Raw genomic sequence first — 23,362 nt, 5'->3', positions numbered from 1 at the left:
GCCTGATATGGTCTGACGCCACGTCTGCACGCTGGAAGCGGTGCGTACCCAGGTCAGCCCAACCCTTCCAGCAACAACTGCAACTCCACCACATCCCAGAAACTTAACGCCGGATCAGCCGCGAGCGCCGGGTCGCGTTCGCCACGCAAGACCGCTTGCAGCTTGTCGAGCAGCGCCGTGAACGACGCGGTAATGGCGGCTTGCGCACCTTCGGCGAGTTGCGCGGCGGCGGCGGTCAGCGCGTCCGGTGTGCCTGCCCCCAGTGCCTGCGCCACCAGCGCGTAAAGTGGTGCGGTAGGGGCCTGGCTCTCCCCGTCCGCGCGCCGGTAAGCTAGATAGGTTGTCACGGCCTGTCCGCGCGCCTCGGCGGCAGCCTGCGCGTGGCTGGTGGCTTGTTCCAGGTCGTGCAGGAACTCCCAGGTCTTCCAGGGTTTGGCGGCGTGGCCGAGAGTCTTCGAGCATTCAATCGCGCGGTGCAATTCGCGGCGGGCTTCGTCGTAGCGTTGCAGCTTGATCAGCGTATAGGCCAAATTGCTGCGGGCTGATCCTTCATGCCATTGATCTTGTAGACTAGCGTGAATTTCCACTGCCTGCCGACAGAATTTTACTGCCTCTTCCAACAATCCCATTTCAGAATAAAGAATGCCAAGTTGGCCTAAGTTAATGGCCTCATCCGCAACAAACTTATGTCGCACATTGATTGCTAGTGCTTGCCGGTAGGCATACTCCGCTTGTTCAAAATGCTCGGTTTTACTGTGGATCATACCGATTCTGTGCCATGAACGAGCAACAGTGCCCGGCTCGCCCAATCGTTCAAAAATTCCGCGTGCTTCGGAATGAGCTTCAAGTGCCTCGGTATAACGATTCTGGATCAGGCGGACTGTTCCTATTCGCTCTTTGTTGTTTGCTAGTAATCTTTGATTACCAAGTTTGGTGGCCCGTTCGCTGCAATCCTGATAACCTGCAAGTGCTTCATCTAATCGTCCTAAATCTCTCAAACAATCTGCGATATGGATGATAGCAACTGCCGTCATCTGTATAGCACTGGGTTCACCTGTATCGGCGAGGGTCTGAAAACGGCGTTGGCCTTCAGCTAGTTGCACTAGCGCCTCTTCGGCGGCCCCGCCTGTCTGCAGCACCTCCCCTATCAGGAAATACGCCATCGCGCTGTCATACGCCGCTTCGGGGTAAGCGTCGGCTCCGGCGGATTGGCAACGCGCGAGCAGTTGTTGCGCCGCCGCGAAAGCCTCGGGCATTGCGCCCTGCTCCAACAGCCGGTTAATGTTATTGCTCGCGTTCTGAACTTGGGCGTGGCTCCACGCCCCCAAACGCCGCGCCGCTGTCGCGCGCACGCTGACCGCCTGTGCCAGTGCCTGCGGACGACCCAAGGGAGTGAGCAGGTCTTCTATCCTGCCTGCCAAATCCACCACCCTTTCTGGCGGCAGCGTGTCAACCGCCACGGTGAGCAGCGCCAGCAGATTGGGCAGTTCCAGCAGCGTCAGTTGCTGCGCGAGTTGGGCATCTTGAGATCGTTGCTGATACAGAAACCCGGTCAGCGCCCGCATGCTTTCCGCCCAGCGCGCGGTCAGCGATGGCAGTTTCGCCGCGTCCATCTGCGCCAGCAGATAGTTGGGCAGCGCCGGATCAAGCCGCAAGTGGCTGTAGTCCATCATTTCGGCCAAGCCCACTTCGATCAATGCTGTCGCCAACAGATCCACAGCTTCCAGCGGTACTCCCAGCATCACCCACAACACGCCAAGGTGCGCGCCGCCGTGAAAGACGGCCAGTGCCTTCACCTGCTGGCCCAGATCGAGCGGCAGGCGACGCAGCGAGAGGGCTACGCTGGCGTAAAGCGAGTTTTCGCGCTCGCCGGGATGATCTTTTTCCAGCCGAATCATCAACCGGCGCAGATTGTCTGTGGTGGAGCGCACGCCGCTGGCCTTCACTTCGTGCGCCAGCAGGGTCAGCGCGCGGGCGTGGCGGTTGACGGCTTCGACCAGTTCGGCGATGTCGGTGGGTGTGTTGCCTTGTTCGTCGTATTCGCGCCGTTTCATGACGCGGCTGACCAGTTCGACGGCGTATTCGCGGCTCAGCCGGTCGAGCGGGATCACGCGATCCCGCCTGGCAAAGGGACGAGGCAGAAGTTCGCGGCTGGTGAACACAATCCGTGTCGCCGGATGTGCGTCGAGCAAGGCTTGGCAGAAAAGAAAAACTTCTCCCACGAAGTCACACGAAGGATCACGAAGACTGGAAGAGGGTTCAGTTGCTTTCGTTGATTCTGCGGAGGAGCCTGACGTTTCACCCGAATCATTCTCATCCCTTCGTGCCTCTTCGTGTGTCTTCGTGGGAGAAAAAAGACTCTCCACATTATCCACCACGATGATCGTCGGTTTGTCTTTTAGCTCGCGTTTGATCGGCAGCATGGCTGCGCGCCAGTCGCTGTGCCCGCCAGCCGAGTAACCAGCGCCGACCAGTTGGCGGCCAATCGTGTCCGCCATGCCTTTGGCGTCGCTGTACTGTTCCAAGCTGACGAAAGCCGTCCGGCGAAAGCGATTTGTCCGCACCAGCCACCGCGCCAGTTCCACGGCCAGCGTCGTTTTACCTTCGCCGCCTACGCCGCGAATGACGGCGTAAGGTTCGGTCAGCAGCAAGCGTTCCAGCGCCAGCAGTTCGCGGCTGCGCCCGATGAAGCGGTGTTCTGGCGCGTCAGGCAATTCGCCCAGATTGAATTTGCGACGGACGGCGACGTCTTCCAGCGCGGCTGCCGACAAACGCTGACGAACCAGCGACGGGTCCTGGCGTTCCTGATACAGCACAGGCACAAACCAGTCCTGCAAATGGAATTCGCCCGCGCCAGCGATGGCGCCTCGGCGCGTGTCGGCGTGCAGCGCCTGTTGCCCGGCCAGCATCGCGGCTCCGATGCGTGCGCCCTCGGCCAATTCGCGGTAAAACTCTTTGACGAAACGTCGAGCCGTTTCGACCAGCACGGAATGCGTCATTGCCACAACGGAAACTACGCCCTGTTCCAACAGCTTGGCCGCCACCGAAGCCGTCGGGTCATCGTCGGTTTTGGCGCTTTGGCAGGCTTCCAGAAACACCAGCGGAATGCGGTGATCGCGCATGACTGCGGCCAACCGTTCGGCGTCAATCAATTCGCTTTTGCGGTTGTGCAATTGGTCGTCCTGGTCGGGAGCTTCAAAACAGAGCTTGCCCAAACCTACGCGCGGATCGAAAACGCCGTGCCCGTCGAAATGGACTACGTCGAACTGTGCGCGCCGCAGCGCCTGCTGCAAAGCGGGAAAGGTCGGCGTCTGCAAAATCGTCAGGCTGACCGTTTCGCCCAACGTTTCGATGGCTTCGACCAGCGGTTGAGAGCTGACGCGGTGGTCAATGTATGCGGCGCTGTCGTCTTCGGGGCGAGGGCTGACCAGCAACACGCGGATCGGCAATTTGCGCTCGAAGTCTTCGAATTTGACGTTGTTCGGCAGACGGCGGCGGACACGGACAGCGTGCTTGCCATGAAATAAAAATCCGCGCTCGTCGTGCAGCAATTCCCACGGCAGCGACAGCAACAAGGTGGCGGCTTCTTTGGCAGAAGTGATGGCTTCGGGCGGCGAACCGGACGGCAGCTTGTCTGAAACTTCGACCGAAAAACGGCGCTCGGCTTTGCTGGCGCTGTCCAGCCAACCGCGCAACGCTTCCTGGGCGGATTCGGTTTCGAGCGCAGCCTGGTAAAGCAGCCGTCCCCAGTCGGGCAATTGTTTGGCGATTCGTTCGCCGCGCTCTTTGAACTGGCCAATCGGCCATTGATAAAACTTTTCCAGATACCAGCGCAGATCGTCACTTTCGATTGGCCCCAACGGCGAAGTGAAAAAGAACGGCTCGCTTTTTACCTCGCGCGCTCCGGCTTCCGGCGGCTGGAACGTCAGCGTCGCTTCAGCTTTTGCCCGCGTCTTGCCGTCGTCGGTCTCGACCTTCAGATTTCTGAGTTCCAGCAACAATTCGGCGACGGGATTTTCCGCGACGGCAGCAGGTGGCGCGGCATCCGCCGGAAGTTCTTTGCCCAGCGCGGCCAGGATTTGCGGCATGGCATCGGCGAGTCCATTCGGGCCGGGCGCGATGCTGATGCCGAGCCGTTCGTCAGGGAAGACCTTCAGCCGTTTGAGCATCGCCGCTTTGAAATCGGGCAACAGCAGCGGGATGACGTTGTAGCCTTCAGCCTTACGCGCCTGTTCGACGGCCAGCGCCTGGTTGATTTCGTCAAAGACCCAATCTGATTCAATCGCGTTTTGGCTAAGCACGACGATGAACTTGCGTGCGGTCTCGATGGCCGCACTGACTTCCGGTTTGAGTCGGTCTCCGCCGCGCAACTTGTGTGCGTCGTCCCAAACCGTGAGTTTGTGCGCGGCGAGTTTCTCGCGCAATTCCTTGACGAAGGCGTCGTCCTTGCTCGTGTGCGAAATAAAGATGTGAGCTGCCATGCGATCTCCTAAAAGCCAAAGTTGTGGTGGCGCGGGGCGGCGCGGCTGTGTCGTTGGCGTCTCTGCCGAGTTACTGCGGCGGCATCTTAGCGCAGGCTTCAAACCCGCGCGAGGAATCGTGAGCGAAAGGGAAGTGAGACGACGCGGCCAAAGTAGCGCAACCCTGCCGAGGTTGCGCGGCTTCAGCATGGACGGCATTCAGTTCGTCCATGACCTTCACGGTTTCACGGATAACGCCGCGCAACCTCGGCAGGGTTGCGCTACTGTGCTGCAAAGCTGCAAAAGGCTGGCTTGTCTTTCGCGCGGTGATTCATACAATGCCGTTTCATTTTTTGGAGCGGTTTCTTTTTATGCTTCGACAATACATGCATCGCCTCGAGCACAAGTTGCACGCGCGCGATTTCGATCAACGTGTGGTGCGGCCTTTTGAATGGGGCTTGGAATTCTTGGGTGCGCCCGGCAATGGGCATTCGCCTGTGCGCCCGCTGGATTACCTGCGGCAATTCAATGCGCAGGTGTTAGAGGCCAACGCCGAGTTTTTTGCACCTGCGCCCAGTCGCGCCGAAGACTTTCGCTTCGACGGCTTTCGGCTGAGCTTTCCCAGCAGCATCACCACGCCGTATGCCAAGAACGACACGGTGCACGCGCGCTTCTTTCCGGCGGAAACCCCCGCTGGCAAGCAAGCCCGCGCGGTGATCGTTTCGCCGCAATGGAATGCCGATGAACAGTCGCACGTGGCGTTGTGCCGGGCGCTCAATCGGCTGGGCATTGCGGCGTTGCGCTTGAGCCTGCCCTTTCACGATTGGCGGCGTCCGCCTGAATTGCAGCGCGCCGATTATCTGATTAGTTCCAACATCGGGCGCACGATTCATGCGGTGCGCCAGGCCGTGCACGACATACGGCGCGCGGCGGATTGGCTGTTTTTGCAAGGCTATCAGCACGTAGGTCTGTCGGGCACCAGCATCGGTTCCTGCGTGTCGTGGCTGGCATTCATTCACGACGAACGGCTGGAGGCGGGCGTGTTCAACCTGGTGTCGAGCTATTTTGGCGACGTGGTTTGGCGCGGCGTGACCACTGGGCACATCCGGCAAAGCCTGGAGCAGGAGTTGTCGCTCGAAACCACGCGCGAGGCTTGGTTGAGTTTGAGTCCGAGCTTTTACGCCGACAAACAGTTTCATCAGGTGCGGCGGCGGGCGCTGCTGATTTCGGCGCGCTACGATCTGACGATGGTGCCCGATTTGACCGACATCTTTGTGCGCGATTGCCGCCGTCACGCTATCCCGGTTGAAACGGTCTTTTTGCCGTGCGGGCATTACACGGTGGGCCGGTCGCCGTTTAAGTATCTGGATGCCTTTCACATCATCAATTTCTTTCGGCGCGTGTGGAAGTAGCGGTCAGGCCGTGCTGATACGCCCGGCCTTGCCTTGCCCTGACGATTATCAAGCCGTTGTTTGACCCGCTCTCACACCGCGCATAGAATCGCCGCCGTATTACCGCACTACATCAACGTGACAACACAGACATCATTTATCACCAGCGAGGAAGTGTAATGAAGAAGCAATCCCGTCGTGCGGCAGCCCGCCGCGACTTTTTGATTGGCGCAGCGCAAACCGGCGCCGCGCTGGGCTTGAGCCAGCTTTTGCCCGGCGCAGCCTTCGCGCAAGGCGCTACGTTCAAAGGCAAAGACAGCCGCTTGATCGTGCGTTCGGCGCGTCCCGAAGACTTGGAGACGCCGGTCAGTCTGCTCAACTCTTATCTCACGCCGAATGAATTGTTTTACGTGCGCCATCACGCCTATGCGGCGACCGTTAGCGAAAAGGATTGGAAGCTGACGATTGATGGCGAAGTGGACAAGCCCTACACGCTGACGCTGGATGAGTTGAAGAAATTCCCGCGCGCCACTGTCACCGTCACGCTGGAATGCGCCGGCAATGGCCGCGCCTTTTACGAGCCGCCGGTCGCGGGGATTCAATGGGAACGCGGCGCAGTTGGCACGGCGCGCTGGACAGGTGTGCGGCTGGCCGATGTGTTGAAACGCGCGGGCGTCAAGACAACCGGCAAATATGTCGCGCTGGACGGTGCGGACAAAGCCGTGGGCAAGCAACCCGAATTCATCCGCAACCTGCCGCTCGAAAAAGCCATGCACGTGGATACGATCTTGGCTTATGAAATGAACGGCCAGCCCTTGCCCGTGCTGCACGGCTTTCCGTTGCGCGCCGTGGCGTCCGGTTGGGAAGGCGCTTACGCCGTCAAATGGCTGCAACACATCGCGGTCATTCCGCAAGAGCACGAAGGCTTCTTTGTCAAGACGGCCTATCGTTATCCCAACCGGCGCGTCGCCCCTGGTGAAGCCGTCGCGCCGCAAGACATGGAGCCGGTGAAAGGTCTCTTCGTGAAATCGTTTTTGAACGCACCGCTCGATGGGACCAAACAAAAAGCTGGCCCTGTGCGCGTCAGCGGTTTTGCCTGGGCGGGCGAATCCTTCATCACCAAAGTCGAAGTCTCAATGGATAACGGCTCGACCTGGCAACTGGCCAAGCTGGGCAAGGAGCGCGAAAAGTACGCTTGGCAATCGTTCGAGCATACCTTCAACATCACCAAACCCGGTTCGTATCTGCTGATGGCACGCGCCACCGATGACAAAGGCAACATGCAACCCGTCGCCCCGCAATGGAACCCGTCCGGCTATCTCTGGAACGTGATTGATAAAGTGAGGATCAATGTCGAAGCCTAACTTATTCAAAATTGCGCTTGTGTTTCTGGCATTGGTTGCCGCCACGGGTCTGCGTTCCGTCACTGCCAAGCAAGACTTGCCTGACGGCAAAGGCGCAGACATCGCCCGCAACCGCTGCCTGCTGTGCCACGAAGCCGATGTTATCGTCGCCCAAAAACTCGCGCGCCCAGGTTGGGTGCGCGAGGTCGAGAAGATGGTGCGTTGGGGCGCAGTGGTCAGAGACGAAGAGAAAGACACGCTGGTGGATTACTTCGCCGCACGCTTTGCCCCGCGCCCGGTGGCGGCCCCGGCAGCGGCAGCATCGAATGAAGCGCGTGGCAAAGAGCTTTACGAAGCGCGCTGCTTGCTCTGCCACGAAGCTGATTTGATCGTTGTGCAACGTTTGGCGCGTCCCGGCTGGGTACGCGAAGTCGAAAAAATGGTGCGTTGGGGTGCAGTGGTCAAAGACGATGACAAAGACCCGTTGGTGGATTACCTCTTCAAAAACTATCCGGTGCGGCCTTTGAAATAGCCTGAGAGCGCGCTTGGCCCGAGCACAAAATATAACAAAGCGCGGAGCTTCCTTTTCCTGATTCACAGAAGCGTATTGCGAAAAAGGAAGCTTCGCGCTTTTATTTCCTGTATGTGGAACGCACACTCTCTCGGCGACGGGCAATGCGTTACCTGTTTCTATGAATATCCTTTCGCTCGAAAACGTCAGCAAAACCTTTGGCATCAAGCCGCTCTTTTCCGCCATCACCTTCGGCCTCGACGAAGCCGACAAGATCGGCGTGATCGGCGCGAATGGCAGCGGCAAGAGCACGCTGTTGCGCGTCATCGCGGGCGAAGAGGCCACCGACACGGGCCGCGTCGTGCTGTCGAACGAGCGGGTCATCGCCTACCTGTCGCAAAATCCGCCGTATGATCCGGCGCAAACGGTGAGCGAGGCGGTCTTCAGCGGCAACAATGCGGCCTTGCGCGAGAAGCTGGATTTGTTGCGCGATTACGAGACGGCGTGCGGCGCGTTGGCCGAAGCGGGAGGGCCAGAAAAAAGTGAGGATGAAAAGCTGCTGGCGCGCGTGTCCGAACTGGCGCACAAGCTGGACACCAGCGGCGCGTGGCAGTTGGAAACCGAGGCCAAGACGATTCTGGCGCAACTGGGCATCAGCCAGCTCAACGCTAAGATGAACACGCTGTCGGGCGGGCAGCGCAAACGTGTCGCCATCGCGCACAGCCTGATCATCAAACCCGACCTGCTGATTCTGGACGAGCCGACCAATCATCTGGATGCCGAGACGGTCGAATGGCTGGAACGGTATCTGCGTGATTTCAAAGGCGCGTTGCTGCTGGTCACGCACGACCGTTACTTTTTAGATCGCGTCACCAATCGCATTTTGGAAATCGAGCGCGGGCGCGTGCAATCGTTCTCTGGTGGTTATGCCTACTACCTGGAAAAGAAGCAGGAGCAGGAGGAACGCCAGGTCGTAGAGACGCAACGCCTGAAACAAATGGCGCGGCGCGAATTGGAATGGTTGCGGCGCGGGGCCAAGGCGCGCACGCGCAAATCGCAAGCCCGCATAGACAACGCCAACGAGGTCATTCAAAAGTCCCGCGAAGCTGCTAGTGCCATCGCCGAAAAGAAAAGCTTGGACATCGCGTTTGATGCGCAACGGCTGGGCGGCAAGATTCTGACGCTGGATGGCATCAGCAAACGTTTTGGCGACAAACAGATCGTCAGTAATTTCAGCTATCAGTTCAAACGCGGCGACCGCATCGGCGTGATCGGCGCGAATGGTTCGGGCAAGACGACGTTGCTTGAAATCATCGCGGGCCGTTTGCAACCCGACACGGGCAAGGTCGAGAAAGGCCAGACGGTGGTGATTGGCTATTACGATCAAGAGAGCCGCGATTTGCCCGGCGAGCAGCGCTTGATTGATTACGTTAAAGAAGTGGCCGAACGCATTCAGACTAGCGATGGCGATTGGATCACGGCCAGCCAGATGCTGGAACGCTTTCTGTTTGCGCCCGCGATGCAATATCAGCCGATTGCCACGCTGTCGGGCGGCGAGCGGCGGCGCTTGTATTTGCTGCGGCTGTTGATGAGAGCGCCGAACATCTTGCTGCTGGATGAAATCACCAACGATCTGGACATCGCCACGCTCATCGCGCTGGAAGATTATCTGGAAACGTTCCCCGGCTGTCTGGTCGTCGTCAGCCACGACCGTTATTTTCTGGATCGCACGATTGAGTATCTGTTTCGGTTTGAGGGAGAAGGCCGGATTCGCGAATACCCAGGCGATTATTCGACGTTTATCGAAATCCGCGACCGCGAACGTGCCGAGGCTGCATTGCAAGCCGGTGCTGTCAAAGCCGCTGCCGCCGCTGCCAAAGCGCCGGTCGAAAAGCCCGCCGCTGATGCTTCCGGCAAACGCAAGCTGACCTTCAAAGAGAGACGAGAGTTGGAAGAATTGGAAGCCCGCATCCCTGCGCAGGAAGCGCGCAAGGCCGAGATTGAACAACTTCTTGACGCCCACGCCAGCGATCACGTGCTGGTCGCGCAACTTTACGAAGAGTTGCAAACGCTGAACACCGCGTTGGATGCGGATGTAGAGCGCTGGGCGGCGTTGGCGGAGTTGGTCTAATCGTCACGGATAATTTTTCCTACAGCCTGTCATATACGCGCGCCCGCCAAACGACTAATTGCGCGACGAACACATTGCGAAACCGGACGTACTGAAGTTGATGGACAGCGCCGAATTGCGAGCCAATCTGGAACGGTACCACAGCGAATGTTACGGCTGGGCGCTGAGTTGTTGCGCGCACAAGCATGGTGAAGCCGAGAGCGTGTTGCAGGCGGTTTACTTGAAAGTGCTCGAAGGCAAGGCGCGCTATGACGGCCGGGCCGCGTTCAAGACCTGGCTGTTTGCCGTGATTCGCCGCACGGCGGCGGATGAGCGGCGGCGGCACTGGCTGCGCGGATTTGGCTTGTTGAAATACGGCGAGCGCGCGGCTCCGGTGAAATTGGCAGACAGTCCTGACGACGCGTTGTTGCGCGCGGAACAACAAACGCAGTTGCGCCATGCATTGACCGTGCTGCCGCGACGGCAGCACGAAGTCTTGCACTTGGTTTTTTATCACGAACTCAGTTTGGCCGAGGCCGCTGTGGTGATGCGCGTCTCGCTGGGCGCGGCGCGCACACATTACGAGCGCGGCAAAAAGCGGCTGCGCCAACTTTTACAGGAAGAGCAGGTCAGCGATGGAGCAACCAGACCGGCAGTTCAATGAACTGTTTCAAGCACTCAAGCAGGAAGACACGCGGCGCACGCCGTCGTTCACGCGCACGTGGGCGACCGCTGCGGCGCATAGCGCAGACAACGCCAACCAGCGGCCTGTGTGGCGCTGGGCCGTCGTGGCGCTGGCGTTGCTGGCTTGCGCTGGTGTGTGGTTCGCGCTTTTCAGACGCGCGCCGGTTGAGCGGATTGCGTTGCCGGTGACACCGCCTGCCGAGCACGCCGTACCTGCGCCGTTGCGCGAACCGCAGGAGCAGGCCATCGCCGCATCAAGCGGCAAGTCTGTCAGGCAAGCGAAACAACGGCGACACAGGCTCTCCCCGCCGTTGCCGCTGGAAACATTGGTTTCGCAATGGCGTTCACCGACGGATTTTTTACTGAAACCCCCCGGCGAGCGTTGGTTGAAAGAAGTGCCACGTTTGGGCGTGCCGCGCCTGGAAATCAAGCCGTTCGTGATTGAGCAGAACAACGAAATGGAGGAGCTATGAGTACCCCTTTGCGAAATTCAGTTAACGCCCTGAAAGGGCGCAATTTAATAGCCGGGGGCAACGCCCCCGGTGGCGGCGCGGTGAACCACGGCCCTGAAGGGGCCGCATTCAACATCAAATGCGGCCCCTTCAGGGCCGAATGTATCGGCGCTATTCCGGGGGCGTTGCCCCCGGCTATTAAATTGCGCCCTTTCAGGGCAGCGGAGCAACGTTCGAATGCGCCAGTAAGGACAACAACGCTGCTTGTATGCATGTTGCTATTACTGGCTGTGCCGGTTGCGCGGGCAGAAGATACCGACCTTTCTGAAAACCTGTTCCCGCCGGAATTGATTATGCAGAATCAGCAAGCACTCGGCTTGAGTGAAGAGCAGAAGAGTTACATCAAAGCCGAAGTCCGTAAAACACAAACCGTGCTGACCGAGTTGCAATGGAAGCTGGAGGACGGCGTCGAAAAGATTGCGGCGTTGCTCAAAGCCGATCAGATGAGCGAACAGACGATCATCGCGCAGTTGGATAAAGTGCTCGGCCTTGAGCAAGACATCAAACGCACCCAAATGGTCTTGCTCATTCGGCTCAAAAACAAACTCACGCCGGAACAGCAAACGCGGTTGCGCGAACTCAAAACCAAAGCGCAGGCCAGGTAACCATTCACGATTCGACCAGGAGGAGTTATGCAACGCTCACAAAGCGTGAAGGAATTTGTGTGTCTATTCGCCGTACTGGCGCTGGCCGTCAGCGGCCTTGGCATTGCGTCGCACGCAACCGCATTCGGGAAAACACTGGCGCAACAAATTGCCCCGGCGCGCAGTCAATGGCTGGCCGACCAGCGGTTGACCTTCGATCCGGCGGCCTCGCAACTGAGTTACAACTTCGCGTGGAGCATTGCCGCCGATGAAGCCGGGCGCGTGCACGTGGTTTGGTACGACCAGCGCGACGGCAATGCGCAGGTCTATTACAAACGTTCGACCGATGGCGGGCTGACGTGGGGGCCGGATGTGCGGTTGAGCAATGACCCGTCGCCGCGCGAACACCCGGCGATTGCGGCGGCGGGCGATCACGTTTATGTCGTGTGGCACGACGCGCGCAGCGGCGAAGGGCTGAATCTCTATCTCAAAGCTTCGCACGACGGCGGCGCGACGTGGGGTGAAGATTGGCAACTGACCTACGACAACACTTCGGCCTTCGCCTCCATCGCGGCGCAGGGCGAGCAAGTGCATGTCGTTTGGGTCAGTCATCAGGATGGACCCCAAGCCGAGATTTACACCGCGCATTCGCCCGACGCGGGCTTGTCGTGGTCAACGCCGCAGCGCCTGTCAGACTTGCCCGATGATTCGTGGGTGCCGACCATTGCCGTGGCCGGGCGACAAATCTATGCCGCCTGGGTGGACACGCGCGACGGCAACGAAGAGGAGTATTTCCGCCGTTCTACCGATGGCGGCGCGACGTGGGAACCGGCGTTGCGGCTGACTAATAACCCGGCCAATTCGTGGGCGCCTTCGTTAGCCGCCAACGGCAATGAAGTGCATCTGGTTTGGTTCGATCAGCAGGACAGCCCCTTTCAACCGCGCGAGGCCGAGGCGAAGTTGGATGAAGCCATGCGCCTGGTGGGCTTAGCCGTAGATCCCGCGCCCGCTGGCGTGACCGTTGTGCATCCCGAACTCGCCGCGCAACGCCGCACGCAAGAGAAATATCAATTGCTTCAGGCGGAAGTGCTGCGCTGGATTGCCCAAGGTGGCGATGTGCTCAAACTGCAAACCATCCTGCGCGAGTTGGAAGCATTGGGGCAGCAAAACGCTTCGTATCTCGAAAAAGAACGCAAGATTGATGAAGCCGTCAGACTGATGGGGTTGAGTTATACGCCGGGGCCGGCGGACGATTTGCCCCGCGTAGATCAATGGCAGGCGCTGCAAATCCGCGTGCAGGACAAAGTGAAACAGATTCAAACCGCCGCGCCCGCCTGGGTGCAACGCGGCGGCGACCTGGCGCAATTAGAAGCCTTGCTGCAAGAGTTTCAACGGCGGCTGGCGCTGGCTGGCAGCGAATGGGACATCTATTACCGGCGCTCGACCGATGGCGGGCGCACGTGGGAAGCGGCGCAACGCCTGACCGCTGCGCCCAGCGTTTCGGCACGGCCCAGCTTGGCGGCGGTGGGCCAGGACTTGCATCTGGTTTGGTATGACGGGCGCGCTGGCAATACCGAGGTGTATTACAAACACTCGCCGGACGCCGGCGCGAGTTGGACGCCGGATGCGCGCTTGACCGCCGCGCCGGGCGATTCGCTGCATCCGACGGTGGCGGCGACCAGTGCGGCTGTCTATGTGGTCTGGTTCGATCAGCGCGACGGCAACGCCGAGATTTATTTCAAACGCACCAAGCCCGGCGTGTTTGCGCGCGGGTTGCCGCAACGTTGAGGCGGGTTAAGTAAGGCGCAGAAAGTACGTTGACAAGGCCTTTTAACCACGAAGAAACGAAGGACACGAAGGAGGAAAGAAGAAAAGCCAAGCGAAACCTACTGCTTCTCTTTCTTCCTTCTTCGTGCTCTTCGGTTCTTCGTGGTTGTCAAAGAATTTTTGCGGCAGCACTGACTATGCCTTCAGGTTTGATACTGCGCCAGCGCCGCCCGCAACTCTTCCGGCAATTCCACTGCGCGCAGCTCGGCATAATCTACCCAGGCGTTGACGCTGCGGGCCACCGCCGCCAGCTCATCCGTGCCCGCAAAGAACATCGCGTATTGCATCGCGAAGCTGCGCCGCGTGAGAGCTTCGACACGCACGCCGACATCGAGTTGTGCCGGGTATTTGACCTCGCGTTTGAAATCGCAGGAAGTCGTGACCAGCGTCGGCCCGTGCTGGCTGCCTTCGGCGCGTCCGGTGATATTCAGGCGGCGCAGCAAGGCGATGCGCGCCGATTCGCAATAGCGGAAGTAAATCGAATTGTTGACGTGGCCCATCGCATCCATGTCGCCCCAACGGACTTCGATGGGGAACCAGAAAGGGAATTGGGCGCGGGTGATGATTGGTTTGGTCATGAGTCAGCAATCTTTTTCCACGAGGTGACGCGAAGGAGACACGAAGAAAGAGAATTCCTTTCGTGTTTCCTTCGTGTCACTTCATGGAAGAGGTGTCGAGTTCTTGTTCGTGTTGTTCGCGCAGCTTGAATTTTTGAATCTTGCCCGACGCCGTCTGCGGGAAGTCGTTGACGAAGCGCCAGTGTTTCGGAATTTTGAAGCGCGCCAGTTTATCGTGGCAAAAGGCTTTCAATTCGTCCGCCGTCACCGTTAGGCCAGGTTTCAGCCGCACCGCCGCCGCGACCTCTTCGCCAAAGAATGCGCTCTTGATGGCGTAGACATACACGTCAGACACAGCGTCGTGCTGGCGTAGGAAATCTTCGATCTCTTTGGGCGCGATGTTTTCGCCGCCGCGAATGATGATGTCTTTGATGCGCCCGGTGATGCGCACATAACCGTCCGCATCCAGCGTCGCTTGATCGCCGGTGCGCAACCAGCCATCGGTATCGAGCGCCGCCGCCGTTGCTTCGGCGTTGTTGTAATAGCCGAGCATCACGTTGTAGCCGCGCACGCACAATTCGCCGGGTTGATTCAGGCCGACACTTGCACGCGTGACGGGATCAACGATGCGCACTTCCATTTCGGGCAAGACCTGACCGACGGTTTGGGTGCGGTGTTCGAGCGTGTCGTCGCGCCGGGTTTGTGTGATGCCGGGCGAGGCTTCGGTCAGGCCGTAAATGATCGTGATCTCGCGCAGGTTCATTTCGGCGATGGCGCGCTTCATCAAGGCCTCAGGGCAGAGCGCCCCAGCCATCACGCCGGTGCGCAGCGAACTGAGATTGAACCGGGCGAATTCCGGGTCCTCCATCTCCGCCAGAAACATCGTGGGCACGCCGTAAAGCGAAGTGCAGCGTTCGCGTTCGACCGTTTCAAGCACCTTGCGCGCGTCAAACGCTTCGAGCGGGCATAAACACGCGCCGTGCGTATACGCGCCCAGCACGCCGATGACGCAACCGAAGCAATGAAAGAGCGGCACGCACAGACACAGGCGATCTTGCGGCGTGTAGCCCAAACCTTCGCCCATCCAATACCCGTTATTGACGATGTTGCGGCTCGACAGCATCACACCTTTGGGGAAGCCGGTCGTGCCCGACGTGTATTGCATGTTGATGACATCGTCCAACCCGACCTGACCTTCGCGCGCGTCGAGTTCGGCTTCGCTGACCTGCGCGGCCAGTTCGCGCAAGCTGTCATACGGCGTCAGATCCGCCGGGCACGCTTCGCCCCGGCTGAGATAAAACGCGCGCTTCAACGCGGGCAAGCGCACGTCGCCAACGGCGCCGATTTCCCGCAGTGCTGCGACGTAATCCACATCGCGGAAGCCGCCGATGGTGATGACGCTGGCGGCTTCGCTCTGGCGCAGCAGGTAATCCATTTCTTGCGCGCGCAACGAAGTATTGACCGTCACCAGCACCGCGCCGATTTTGGCCAGCGCGAATTGCAGCACGACCCATTCGGGCACGTTGGTCGCCCACAACGCCACACGTTCGCCACGCTCGACGCCGCTCGCCAGCAAGCCGCGCGCGATCAGCCGCGCTTCGGCTTCCAGTTGCGCGAAAGTCAAACGCAAGTTGCGGTCGGTGTAAACCAGCGCTTCGTTGTCAGGGATAGATGCGGCCAAACGCGTGAGCAGCGCGCCGACAGTGACATCGCGGAAGGGTGGGAATTGAGAACTCATCGGATTGTCTCGTGTGGCTTTAGCCAATGCCAATCATAAGTTGCTGAGTTGTTTGCTATTACTGACCTCGATTACGATCGCGTTGACCATTCCAGGTGCAATACTGCCGAATAGATACTTAAACTGATTGGGGTTGAGCAGTACTTTGGTTCCATCCGCTCCTGAAATACCCTCCTCGCAACGTAAAGTGAGAAGCTTTTCTTCAGCTTGATCATAAAGCTCAATTACCCTGCCAACTAAATAACTGCCATACGGCACAAATGCTCGGCCTTTGGTACCGCTCTTTTGGTATTTTACTTGGATAATTTCGCCAACTGGTTGGAACGGTGCCTCACGATCCTTGGATTTGCGCCGTAACTCTCGAACTGAAGGCACTTTCTCAATAGCTTTTTGTAATCGTTCTGTCCGTTGCTGGAGGGTTTCTTGCTGGCTGGCAGGAGGTCTGTCTGGCAACATTTCACTGAATTTCTCCACGAGAGCAGTATCAGTGAAAGGATAAAGCCCTTGGTTTTTCTTTACCCAATCAACTGCGCCAGCACGCGCGAAATCTTTAGCGAAAATCTCATTTAGTAGTTCTTCATGGGTGACTTGCTTATTTTTTACGGCCACCTCTAATTGCTTGCCGAAGAAGTTGATTTTTACATTCTCTGCATTAGGGTAGAGAAAGCGCACGGCCACCAAAGCTGTCAGCGCACCAATAGTAGTCCACACTAAGGGCTGAAATATTTTTGAAGCCAAGCTTTTACGCGAATCTGAGATTGGTTGGTTACTGGACATAGTTCCTCCATCATAGTGGTTTGGAGATCAATAACGTAATTGGCTGTAGTCGGAAGCGGGTAAAATAAATTCTTACGCTAGACTTGCCAAGTTCTTGCGATAGCTTATCCAAATTCTTCTCATGAAATTATACGAAACGTCAGATTGATGCGCGCCACAACGGGTTTGGCCGTCTTCGGAATCTGGTGTTGCCAGAAATACTGTGTCGGCCCGGCCATTACCAGCAAACTGCCGTGCGGCAAATCCAGTTCGAGCTTGGGTACGTCTTTGCGGAATTTGTGGCGCAGTTGAAAGCGCCGCACTGCGCCCAAACTGAGCGACGCGATGACGGGATTGTGCCCCAACTCCGGCTCGTTGTCCTGGTGCCAGCCGTTGCTGTCGCGTCCATCACGATAAAGATTGAGTAGGACGCTGTTGAAGTTGACGCCTGCCACCGCGTCAATTCGTGTTTTGATTTGCAAGAGCGTGGGCGTCCACGGCAACGGTTCGAGCGTCAGGCTGGAATAGCTGTAGCCTTTGCCCCCATCGCCATACCACGCGGTCAAGCGCGGTTCGGGATGAAGCTGGCCGTAGACTTTGACGTGACGTTGTGCCCAAGGCGTTTGGGAAAGGAGCTCGTCGAACAGCGCGGTAGCCGTGGCGCTGTCATAGAAGTTCGCAAAAAGTCGGACGTCGGCGTCAGGCAGCGAATCAAGCAGTGGTGCGCGCGGTGTGGCTGTTTCGACCGAAAATCCGAATCCAAGTTGTTCGCCGCTTGAGTTCGACACAAGGTTTAACTGAGCAGGCGCGCTGTTATAACTCTTCCAGCACCATTTCAAATTCTTGCGCCATGCCTGGATGGCCGTGGCGGTTGGCGGCGGCAATGCCTTGTTGATAGGTGGCGCGCGCTTCTGCGGTGCGGCCCAACCGCTCCAACGCTTGCGCCAGCTTGCCATACGCATTGCCTTGATCGTCAGTTTGGCCCAGGTACGTTTGCAATTCCTGCGCGGCTTCATCCCAACGTTCCAGCTTCAACAATTCATTGGCGAGGCCAAAGCGCACAGTCGTGTTATGCGGTTCGGCGGCGAGCATTTTGCGAAAGACTTCGATGCGGGCTTCTGACATTCGTCTGGTTACTCCTCAGGTGGATGTGATGTGTTGCGAACGCTGAGCAAATGTAACCCTACGCCAACCACTGCCGCAACCATTGCACTCAGCACGCCAAGTCGCGCTTCGCCGACTTTCGGTTCAAAGAAAAATGCCGCAATGGTCACCACTGTCGCCAGCAACAAGAAACTCGATCCGGCCAGTTGCAGCCGCTGCTGGTACCATCTCTCACTGACACGCCAATACGCGCCCAGACAAAGATGCAATAGGCCGAATAGCAAAATGTAAATGTGATTGGCGCGGATCGAATAACGCAAGACCGGGTCGGCCACCATTGCCGGGTGAATGACGTGGCGCATGTATTGGCCGGTCAGCACAAAGATCAACACAAAGAGCCAACCGGCGTAAAGATGAATTGAGCGGAATTTGGCAAGCATGATGTTCAGCTTGGTTTAGACGCGCGGCGTCCCGCGTAGATATGCATCCATGCCGCCCGGCTCTCGATCAGGGCGAATGTAAAAGTCGCCGTAACAAAGCTGGCGGAGAATGGCATCCGGGCGCAAATACCAACTGGCCCAACCGAGCGGCGAATCGCCATTCATATCCTTGGCGTCAACAATGGCGCCAGCGTCCAGCAACATTTGGATGGTGCGTGCCGAACCGAACGCCGCCGCGCGATGTAATGGCGTTTCCCCTTTGGTGCGGCAGTCACGCATAAAGCCGCCCGTTTCGACGTTTGGTTTGGTGACGCAATTTGGATCGGCCCCTTTGGCGAGCAATACCTGAATGACCAGTTCGTGCGCCGGACTGTTGGCTTTGCACAAAGCGGCGTGCAGCACCGCTTCGCCCGTGTCCGGCAACGGCTGATTCACGTCCGCGCCGTTTTCGAGCAGGAATAAGCAGAGCCGCCAGTGCCCATGAAACGCCGCGCCGTTGAGATCGAGGTTGTCGCCCAGCGCCGCCAGCGTTGCGCCTTGGGTGAGCAAGTAACGCATGGCGCTGACATCGCCGTAATACGCGCACCATTGCAGCAGCGATACGCCAGCGGCATCGGTGGCGGCGGCAGCATTGCCCGCCGCTAAATAATCAAAGACCAGATCGGTGCGTCCAGCGGTAATTTGTTCAAGCATATTGCTCCTTTGCCAAAGCTTCACACGAGTTTTGTCTGCTGTTCATCCCAACGCCACAAATGGCCCGTGGTCAGATGTACGCCGCCTAGCCACTGATCAATGCCGTTGAGGCTGACGAAATCGGCTTGGCCCGCGCGGACTTGCTGGCCGATTGCGGTGAGGTCGCACGTGACGTTGCGCCAGCCGTTTGCCTCAGCCAAGCCGGTCAATTGCAGCAACGGCGGCGGCGCAGCGGCCATGTGTTTGAGGTCGCTTTGAATTTGCGTATCGCCCAGCCCGTAAGCCGGTTCGGCGTTAAAGAACGCCGGGCATAGTTTCATGTAAGCGGTGCTACCTGCGGCGATGAGCGCGAGCAAGGTGTTTTCAGCATGGCTCAGGCCGTTGCGAACGGCAGGGAAGCGCGCCAGATGTTGCAACAATGCGCCGCGCAAAAACGGCAGCGCCGAAGTGTCTTCGTCAAGCAAAGTGATAATGGCTTGCGGATCAGGCGAGCAAAAGGCTTGCCACACCCGCTGTGCCAACTGCAATTCCATCGCGTTGACTTCGTGCCGCGAGTCAAAGAGAGATGCCATTTCCTCCGCAGTCAATTCGCCAAGCCCGTGAAAGTTGGGCTTGCCAGGAAATGCGCCAATGCAAATCAAACTGAGACGCGCGGGCGCAACGGGATGCTGGGCGAAATGATCGAGCAGGTAAATCAGATGAATCTGGCAAAACAGATCGTGCTCGAACCAGAGGATGATTTCGTCGTGTTGGTTCGCGCTGGCAAGCGTGGCAGCTTGTGCCAGCAATTCCTGTTGAATGCTCGCCACCTCTTGCGCAGCCATGCCAGCGAGGTGTTTGGCGCGCACGGCAAACCATTCGTCTTTGCTCAAGCCTTGCGGCGTCGGCCCGGTTGCTAAAGCCTCACGAAAGGCGAAATGCGTGCCCGGGAAACCCGCTTCACGTAGCGTGCTGGCAGTCGAATCGCCATTGTGAATGTGCAGCATGGTTTAGCCCTCAAAGAGAATAGTCTCTCATTCGCCGCTTTCGGCAGCTTTGCGCAAGGTTAGGAAGACTTCCTTGAGTGTTTGGCTCACGGCGGAGTCCGGTTCATTCAAAACCAGCGTTTGATAAGCATTCAGGTAATTTGCGCGTAGCCGATGAAAGAGATGCAGGAAGTGCCTCAAGAAGCCAATGCAATCAAGAATCGCAATCTCAACGCCGTCGAGCTTCTCATAAAAAGTCGCGGCGTATTCGGCTACGGACGGGTCAATGACGTCAGTTGTCACGAAAAGGTAGTTATGAATACGCGGTAGCGCGGTGGCGATCTTCGTTACGGCAGCGTCAATGTCATCGCGTGTGACACGTTTCATCTTCATCTCGTAGGCCGTCACTACTGCATCATCATCCAATAAGCAAACTTCTACGTCGCCCAACGATCCGGTTTGCAGATCGGCAGCATTGTGGGCATTCAACGGCAACGGCCTTTCTGCTAGTTGCGCGCTTGCTGCTTTATACGCCGCCGTAACAATCAGCACTGGCAAGCGGCTCGCGTTTTTGCAAGCGAGATGCTGGCTTATCAGCGTCAAGATGGCTTCTGAGGATAAAGGTAAGGCCCCTTCGGCGCGTTTGAACGTATTGAGCAGTGAATCCATGCGCGCGAGCGTCTCATCACGCATTTCCAGCAATACACGCACTGTCTCAACGAAGAGCGCCTCGGCTGTAATGCGGTTCTCGGCTACGTCTTCCAACAGTTCCAACGTCTTTTGATAGAGTTCGCGCGGTCTGCCGACCAACTGGCGGTCAGTGGTTAGCGCATGATTGATGTTGCGCAGCGTAGGCGTGAGAAAGGCCGTCGTCCGATTGATGGGTAAACGATTTTCGTTGATGAACTTGGTCAGATAGCGCTCGTCATACGTGCGTCCCGAAAAGCTGTCGTCACTGCCAATCTCAGTGTAAGGCTTGCGCGGATCTACGGCTGGCTGATGCAGCTTGCCGAGCAGACAAGCCATCAGCAAGCGCACGCCAGCGCGGTTGCTCAGACAACGACAGACGTAGTCAACGCGCTCCCGTATGGCCGCGTCAGCGACGACGGACACCTTTAACGTAGCCAGCGCACGCGCTTGAATGCCTCGCAGGATTTCATCGGGCGTCATCCAAAAAGTCCTTTTTGAATGTGCGGATCGTAATTCGTCCACAGCACTTCCTGGCGTGTGTCTTTCGTCGAGTGAATGGTTTTGTCTGAACCCAGGGTCTTGAACCAGCGCTCCGGCTTGAACCATTCGTTCATCAGCGGATGGTCGTAGCCGGACACGGCAACCATGCCAACGCAGCAATTGGCGGCTTCGGCAAATTCACGATGCTGGTTTTCGTCCATCTCGAAACCATAGGCTTTGGCATCGCCGCGCGTCACGTGCAAATAAGGCGGGTCGCAATAAAACAACGTCTGGGGGCCATCATAAAGGCGCAGTATGTCTGTGGCAGGGCGGTTTTCGATTTGTACGCGCAACAAACGCTGCGCGATTTCGTCGAGGGCTTCAACGCCACCCAGCCAGCGTGAAACAACGCCTGACATTCCGGCGCGGCTAGTGTCTTTGCAATTCGCCCAACGCCCCAACGAGGCAGTTTGCGCCAGCCCCGTGCGGGTTTGGCGCGCTTTGATATAAAAGCGACGAGCGCGCTCTACGTCGCTAACGTCTTCGGTCGCGCCATAAATGGCCCGGTGATATTCCTCACGGGAAAAAGGCGTCAGGGCGATGACGCGGATCAACTCTTCGTGGCGCTCACGCAGCATGCGAAAGAAATTCACGACCTCGCCATCAATGTCGTTATAAGTCTCAACAGGTGATGACTCCCGATTGAGCAACACCGCGCCCGAACCTGAGAACGGTTCGCAATAATGGTGACAGCGCGGCAACAATGGCAGCAGCCAATCCAGGTGCGAGAACTTGCCGCCATACCAACCGAACACGATGCGGCGGCGACCGCGCACGCGTAACTGAACGGCGCTGGTTCGCTCTACTTCAAATTGTTCATCCAGAAAGATTTGGGAAAGCGCTTTAGCTTTTTTCAACATGCAATGGTTACTCCCCACCACTGATTCTTAGCTACCTAACCGTTTTGCTGCAACCCGAACTCAAAACTTTCTACCAACGCCTCCCACGAAGCCGCAATGATGTTTTCGGCCACGCCCACCGTATTCCACGACTTCTCGCCGTTGCTGGTTTCGATGTGGACGCGGGTGCGGGCGGCGGTGGCATTTTCGCCATCGAGGATGCGCACTTTGTAATCAATCAGGTGGAAGCTTTCGATGGCCGGGTAATGCGGCAACAGGGCTTTGCGCAGCGCTTGATCAAGCGCGTGCACGGGGCCGTCACCGAGGCTGGCGGAATGCTCCTGATTGTCGCCGATTTGCATGCGCACGACGGCTTCGGGGCTGCCGGAGGAACTGACCCAGATGCGGTATTCAATCGGTTCAAAGTAACGATGCCGTTTACCCAAGGCGGATAGCGCGCGCAAATGGAACGAAGCATCGGCCTCTTCAAACGAATAGCCTTCGTGCTCGAGCTTTTTGAGTTCGCTGAGCAGGCGGCGCGCGGCTTCAGGGTTCTTGTTGAACTCTTCGCTGAGGCCATCGGCTTTGAAGCGAATGTTGCTGACGCCGGATTGGTCACTGACCAGCACGCGGGTTTCATTGCCGACGTCTTCGGGGTGAATGTGTTCGTAGGTTTCTTTGGCTTTCATCACCGCCGAAACGTGGATGCCGCCTTTGTGCGCGAAGGCCGAGCGGCCTACGAAAGCGGCGCGCTCATTGGGAACGAGGTTGGCGACTTCGTTGATATAGCGGCTGGTGTGCGTCAACAGCTTGAGCTTGCCATCGGGCAGCGTGCGGCGATTCATTTTGAGTTCGAGATTGGGGATCACCGAGCAGAGATTGGCGTTACCGCAGCGTTCGCCGTAGCCGTTCATCACGCCTTGCACGTGCGTTGCGCCCGCTTCGACGGCGGCGAGTGAATTGGCGACGGCCAGTTCGCTGTCGTTGTGGCAATGGATGCCGATGCGCACTTGCGGCAGGCGGGCTTTGACCAGCGCCACGACTTCGGCAATGCGTTCGGGCAGCGTGCCGCCATTGGTGTCGCACAAGATGATCGTTTCGGCTCCGGCCTTGGCGGCGCTGACCAGCGTGTCGAGCGCGTATTCGGCATTAGCGCGGAAGCCGTCAAAGAAATGTTCGGCGTCATAAAACACGCGGCGTCCGCAGGCTTTCAGATGGCTGACGGTGTCGGCAATCATGCGCAGGTTTTCTTCGAGCGTCGTTTTGAGCGCAATGTCTACGTGAAAGTCCCACGACTTGCCGAAGATGGTGACGATGGGCGTTTGCGCGGCCAGCAAACCTTGCACGACGGTGTCATCGCTGGCGTGACCGTTAGCGCGGCGCGTGCTGCCAAAGGCAGCGAACAGGGCGCTGTTCAAGCCGAGCGATTTGGCGCGTTCAAAAAACTCTACATCTTTGGGGTTGGCGCCGGGCCAGCCGCCTTCGATGTAGGTGACGCCGAGTTCGTCGAGCACGCGCGCGATCTTGATCTTGTCTTCAACGGTGTAGGCCAGCCCTTCGCCTTGCGCGCCATCGCGCAGTGTCGTGTCGTAAATTTCTACCCAGTTGTCTTTCATCT

General features: G+C 58.1%; 19 protein-coding genes. 8 read left to right on the top strand and 11 right to left on the bottom strand.

Annotation, left to right across the window (positions count from 1 at the left end; genetic code table 11):
* Window positions 1-53: 53 nt before the first annotated feature.
* On the bottom strand, window positions 54-4,481 hold the full coding sequence (locus HY011_22910; protein MBI3425788.1) for a CHAT domain-containing protein: 4,428 nt from the start codon (window positions 4,479-4,481) through the stop codon (window positions 54-56).
* Window positions 4,482-4,831: 350 nt separating this feature from the next.
* Here HY011_22910 and HY011_22905 point away from each other — a divergent pair, with 350 nt between their 5' ends.
* The 8 genes from HY011_22905 (at window position 4,832) to HY011_22870 (ending at window position 13,383) form a co-directional block, all read left to right on the top strand.
* Window positions 4,832-5,872 (top strand): abhydrolase domain-containing 18, encoded by a 1,041-nt coding sequence (locus HY011_22905; GenBank protein ID MBI3425787.1) that lies wholly within the window; start codon window positions 4,832-4,834, stop codon window positions 5,870-5,872.
* A gap of 158 nt (window positions 5,873-6,030) precedes the next feature.
* Window positions 6,031-7,215 (top strand): sulfite oxidase, encoded by a 1,185-nt coding sequence (locus HY011_22900; GenBank protein ID MBI3425786.1) that lies wholly within the window; start codon window positions 6,031-6,033, stop codon window positions 7,213-7,215.
* Window positions 7,202-7,726, top strand: a complete 525-nt coding sequence (locus HY011_22895) for a hypothetical protein (protein ID MBI3425785.1) — start codon at window positions 7,202-7,204, stop codon at window positions 7,724-7,726. The genes HY011_22900 and HY011_22895 overlap by 14 nt, the downstream gene beginning before the upstream one ends.
* Window positions 7,727-7,886: 160 nt before the next feature.
* A complete protein-coding gene (locus tag HY011_22890; GenBank protein MBI3425784.1) occupies window positions 7,887-9,836 on the top strand; it encodes an ABC-F family ATP-binding cassette domain-containing protein in 1,950 nt (649 codons plus the stop codon).
* A gap of 58 nt (window positions 9,837-9,894) precedes the next feature.
* Window positions 9,895-10,479 carry an RNA polymerase sigma factor gene (locus tag HY011_22885; protein MBI3425783.1) on the top strand — a complete coding sequence of 195 codons (585 nt, stop codon included), beginning with the start codon at window positions 9,895-9,897 and terminating at the stop codon, window positions 10,477-10,479.
* Entirely contained in the window at window positions 10,451-10,972 is a 522-nt protein-coding gene (locus tag HY011_22880; GenBank protein ID MBI3425782.1) for a hypothetical protein, read from the top strand. The genes HY011_22885 and HY011_22880 overlap by 29 nt, the downstream gene beginning before the upstream one ends.
* 251 nt (window positions 10,973-11,223) lie before the next feature.
* A complete protein-coding gene (locus tag HY011_22875; protein MBI3425781.1) occupies window positions 11,224-11,616 on the top strand; it encodes a hypothetical protein in 393 nt (130 codons plus the stop codon).
* Window positions 11,617-11,643: 27 nt separating this feature from the next.
* The gene (locus tag HY011_22870; GenBank protein MBI3425780.1) at window positions 11,644-13,383 is read left to right on the top strand and encodes a hypothetical protein; all 1,740 of its coding nucleotides are present in this window, start codon (window positions 11,644-11,646) and stop codon (window positions 13,381-13,383) included.
* 182 nt (window positions 13,384-13,565) lie between these two features.
* On the opposite strand, the gene HY011_22865 is transcribed toward HY011_22870, so the two are convergent.
* From HY011_22865 to HY011_22820, 10 genes are all read right to left on the bottom strand, one after another.
* Window positions 13,566-14,000 (bottom strand): acyl-CoA thioesterase, encoded by a 435-nt coding sequence (locus tag HY011_22865; GenBank protein MBI3425779.1) that lies wholly within the window; start codon window positions 13,998-14,000, stop codon window positions 13,566-13,568.
* Between the two features lie 76 nt (window positions 14,001-14,076).
* Window positions 14,077-15,717: an AMP-binding protein gene (locus HY011_22860; GenBank protein ID MBI3425778.1), complete on the bottom strand. Its 1,641-nt coding sequence runs from the start codon at window positions 15,715-15,717 to the stop codon at window positions 14,077-14,079.
* Between the two features lie 33 nt (window positions 15,718-15,750).
* Complete coding sequence (locus tag HY011_22855) at window positions 15,751-16,494, bottom strand: hypothetical protein (protein MBI3425777.1); 744 nt, start codon at window positions 16,492-16,494, stop codon at window positions 15,751-15,753.
* Window positions 16,495-16,613: 119 nt separating this feature from the next.
* Window positions 16,614-17,429 carry an alpha-ketoglutarate-dependent dioxygenase AlkB gene (locus HY011_22850; GenBank protein ID MBI3425776.1) on the bottom strand — a complete coding sequence of 272 codons (816 nt, stop codon included), beginning with the start codon at window positions 17,427-17,429 and terminating at the stop codon, window positions 16,614-16,616.
* Between the two features lie 177 nt (window positions 17,430-17,606).
* Complete coding sequence (locus HY011_22845; protein MBI3425775.1) at window positions 17,607-18,017, bottom strand: hypothetical protein; 411 nt, start codon at window positions 18,015-18,017, stop codon at window positions 17,607-17,609.
* A 15-nt stretch (window positions 18,018-18,032) separates the two neighbouring features.
* Window positions 18,033-18,710, bottom strand: a complete 678-nt coding sequence (locus HY011_22840; GenBank protein MBI3425774.1) for an ankyrin repeat domain-containing protein — start codon at window positions 18,708-18,710, stop codon at window positions 18,033-18,035.
* A 20-nt stretch (window positions 18,711-18,730) separates the two neighbouring features.
* On the bottom strand, window positions 18,731-19,696 hold the full coding sequence (locus HY011_22835; protein ID MBI3425773.1) for a DUF1835 domain-containing protein: 966 nt from the start codon (window positions 19,694-19,696) through the stop codon (window positions 18,731-18,733).
* Window positions 19,697-19,723: 27 nt separating this feature from the next.
* Complete coding sequence (locus tag HY011_22830; protein ID MBI3425772.1) at window positions 19,724-20,845, bottom strand: restriction endonuclease, SacI family; 1,122 nt, start codon at window positions 20,843-20,845, stop codon at window positions 19,724-19,726.
* Window positions 20,842-21,765 carry a DNA adenine methylase gene (locus HY011_22825; GenBank protein ID MBI3425771.1) on the bottom strand — a complete coding sequence of 308 codons (924 nt, stop codon included), beginning with the start codon at window positions 21,763-21,765 and terminating at the stop codon, window positions 20,842-20,844. Before HY011_22825 ends, HY011_22830 begins: the two co-directional genes overlap by 4 nt.
* A gap of 35 nt (window positions 21,766-21,800) precedes the next feature.
* Complete coding sequence (locus tag HY011_22820) at window positions 21,801-23,360, bottom strand: citramalate synthase (protein ID MBI3425770.1); 1,560 nt, start codon at window positions 23,358-23,360, stop codon at window positions 21,801-21,803.
* Window positions 23,361-23,362: the final 2 nt, after the last annotated feature.

The organism is Acidobacteriota bacterium, assembly GCA_016196035.1.
Lineage (GTDB): Bacteria > Acidobacteriota > Blastocatellia > RBC074 > RBC074 > JACPYM01.
This window is presented reverse-complemented; position numbering and strand designations above follow the sequence as displayed.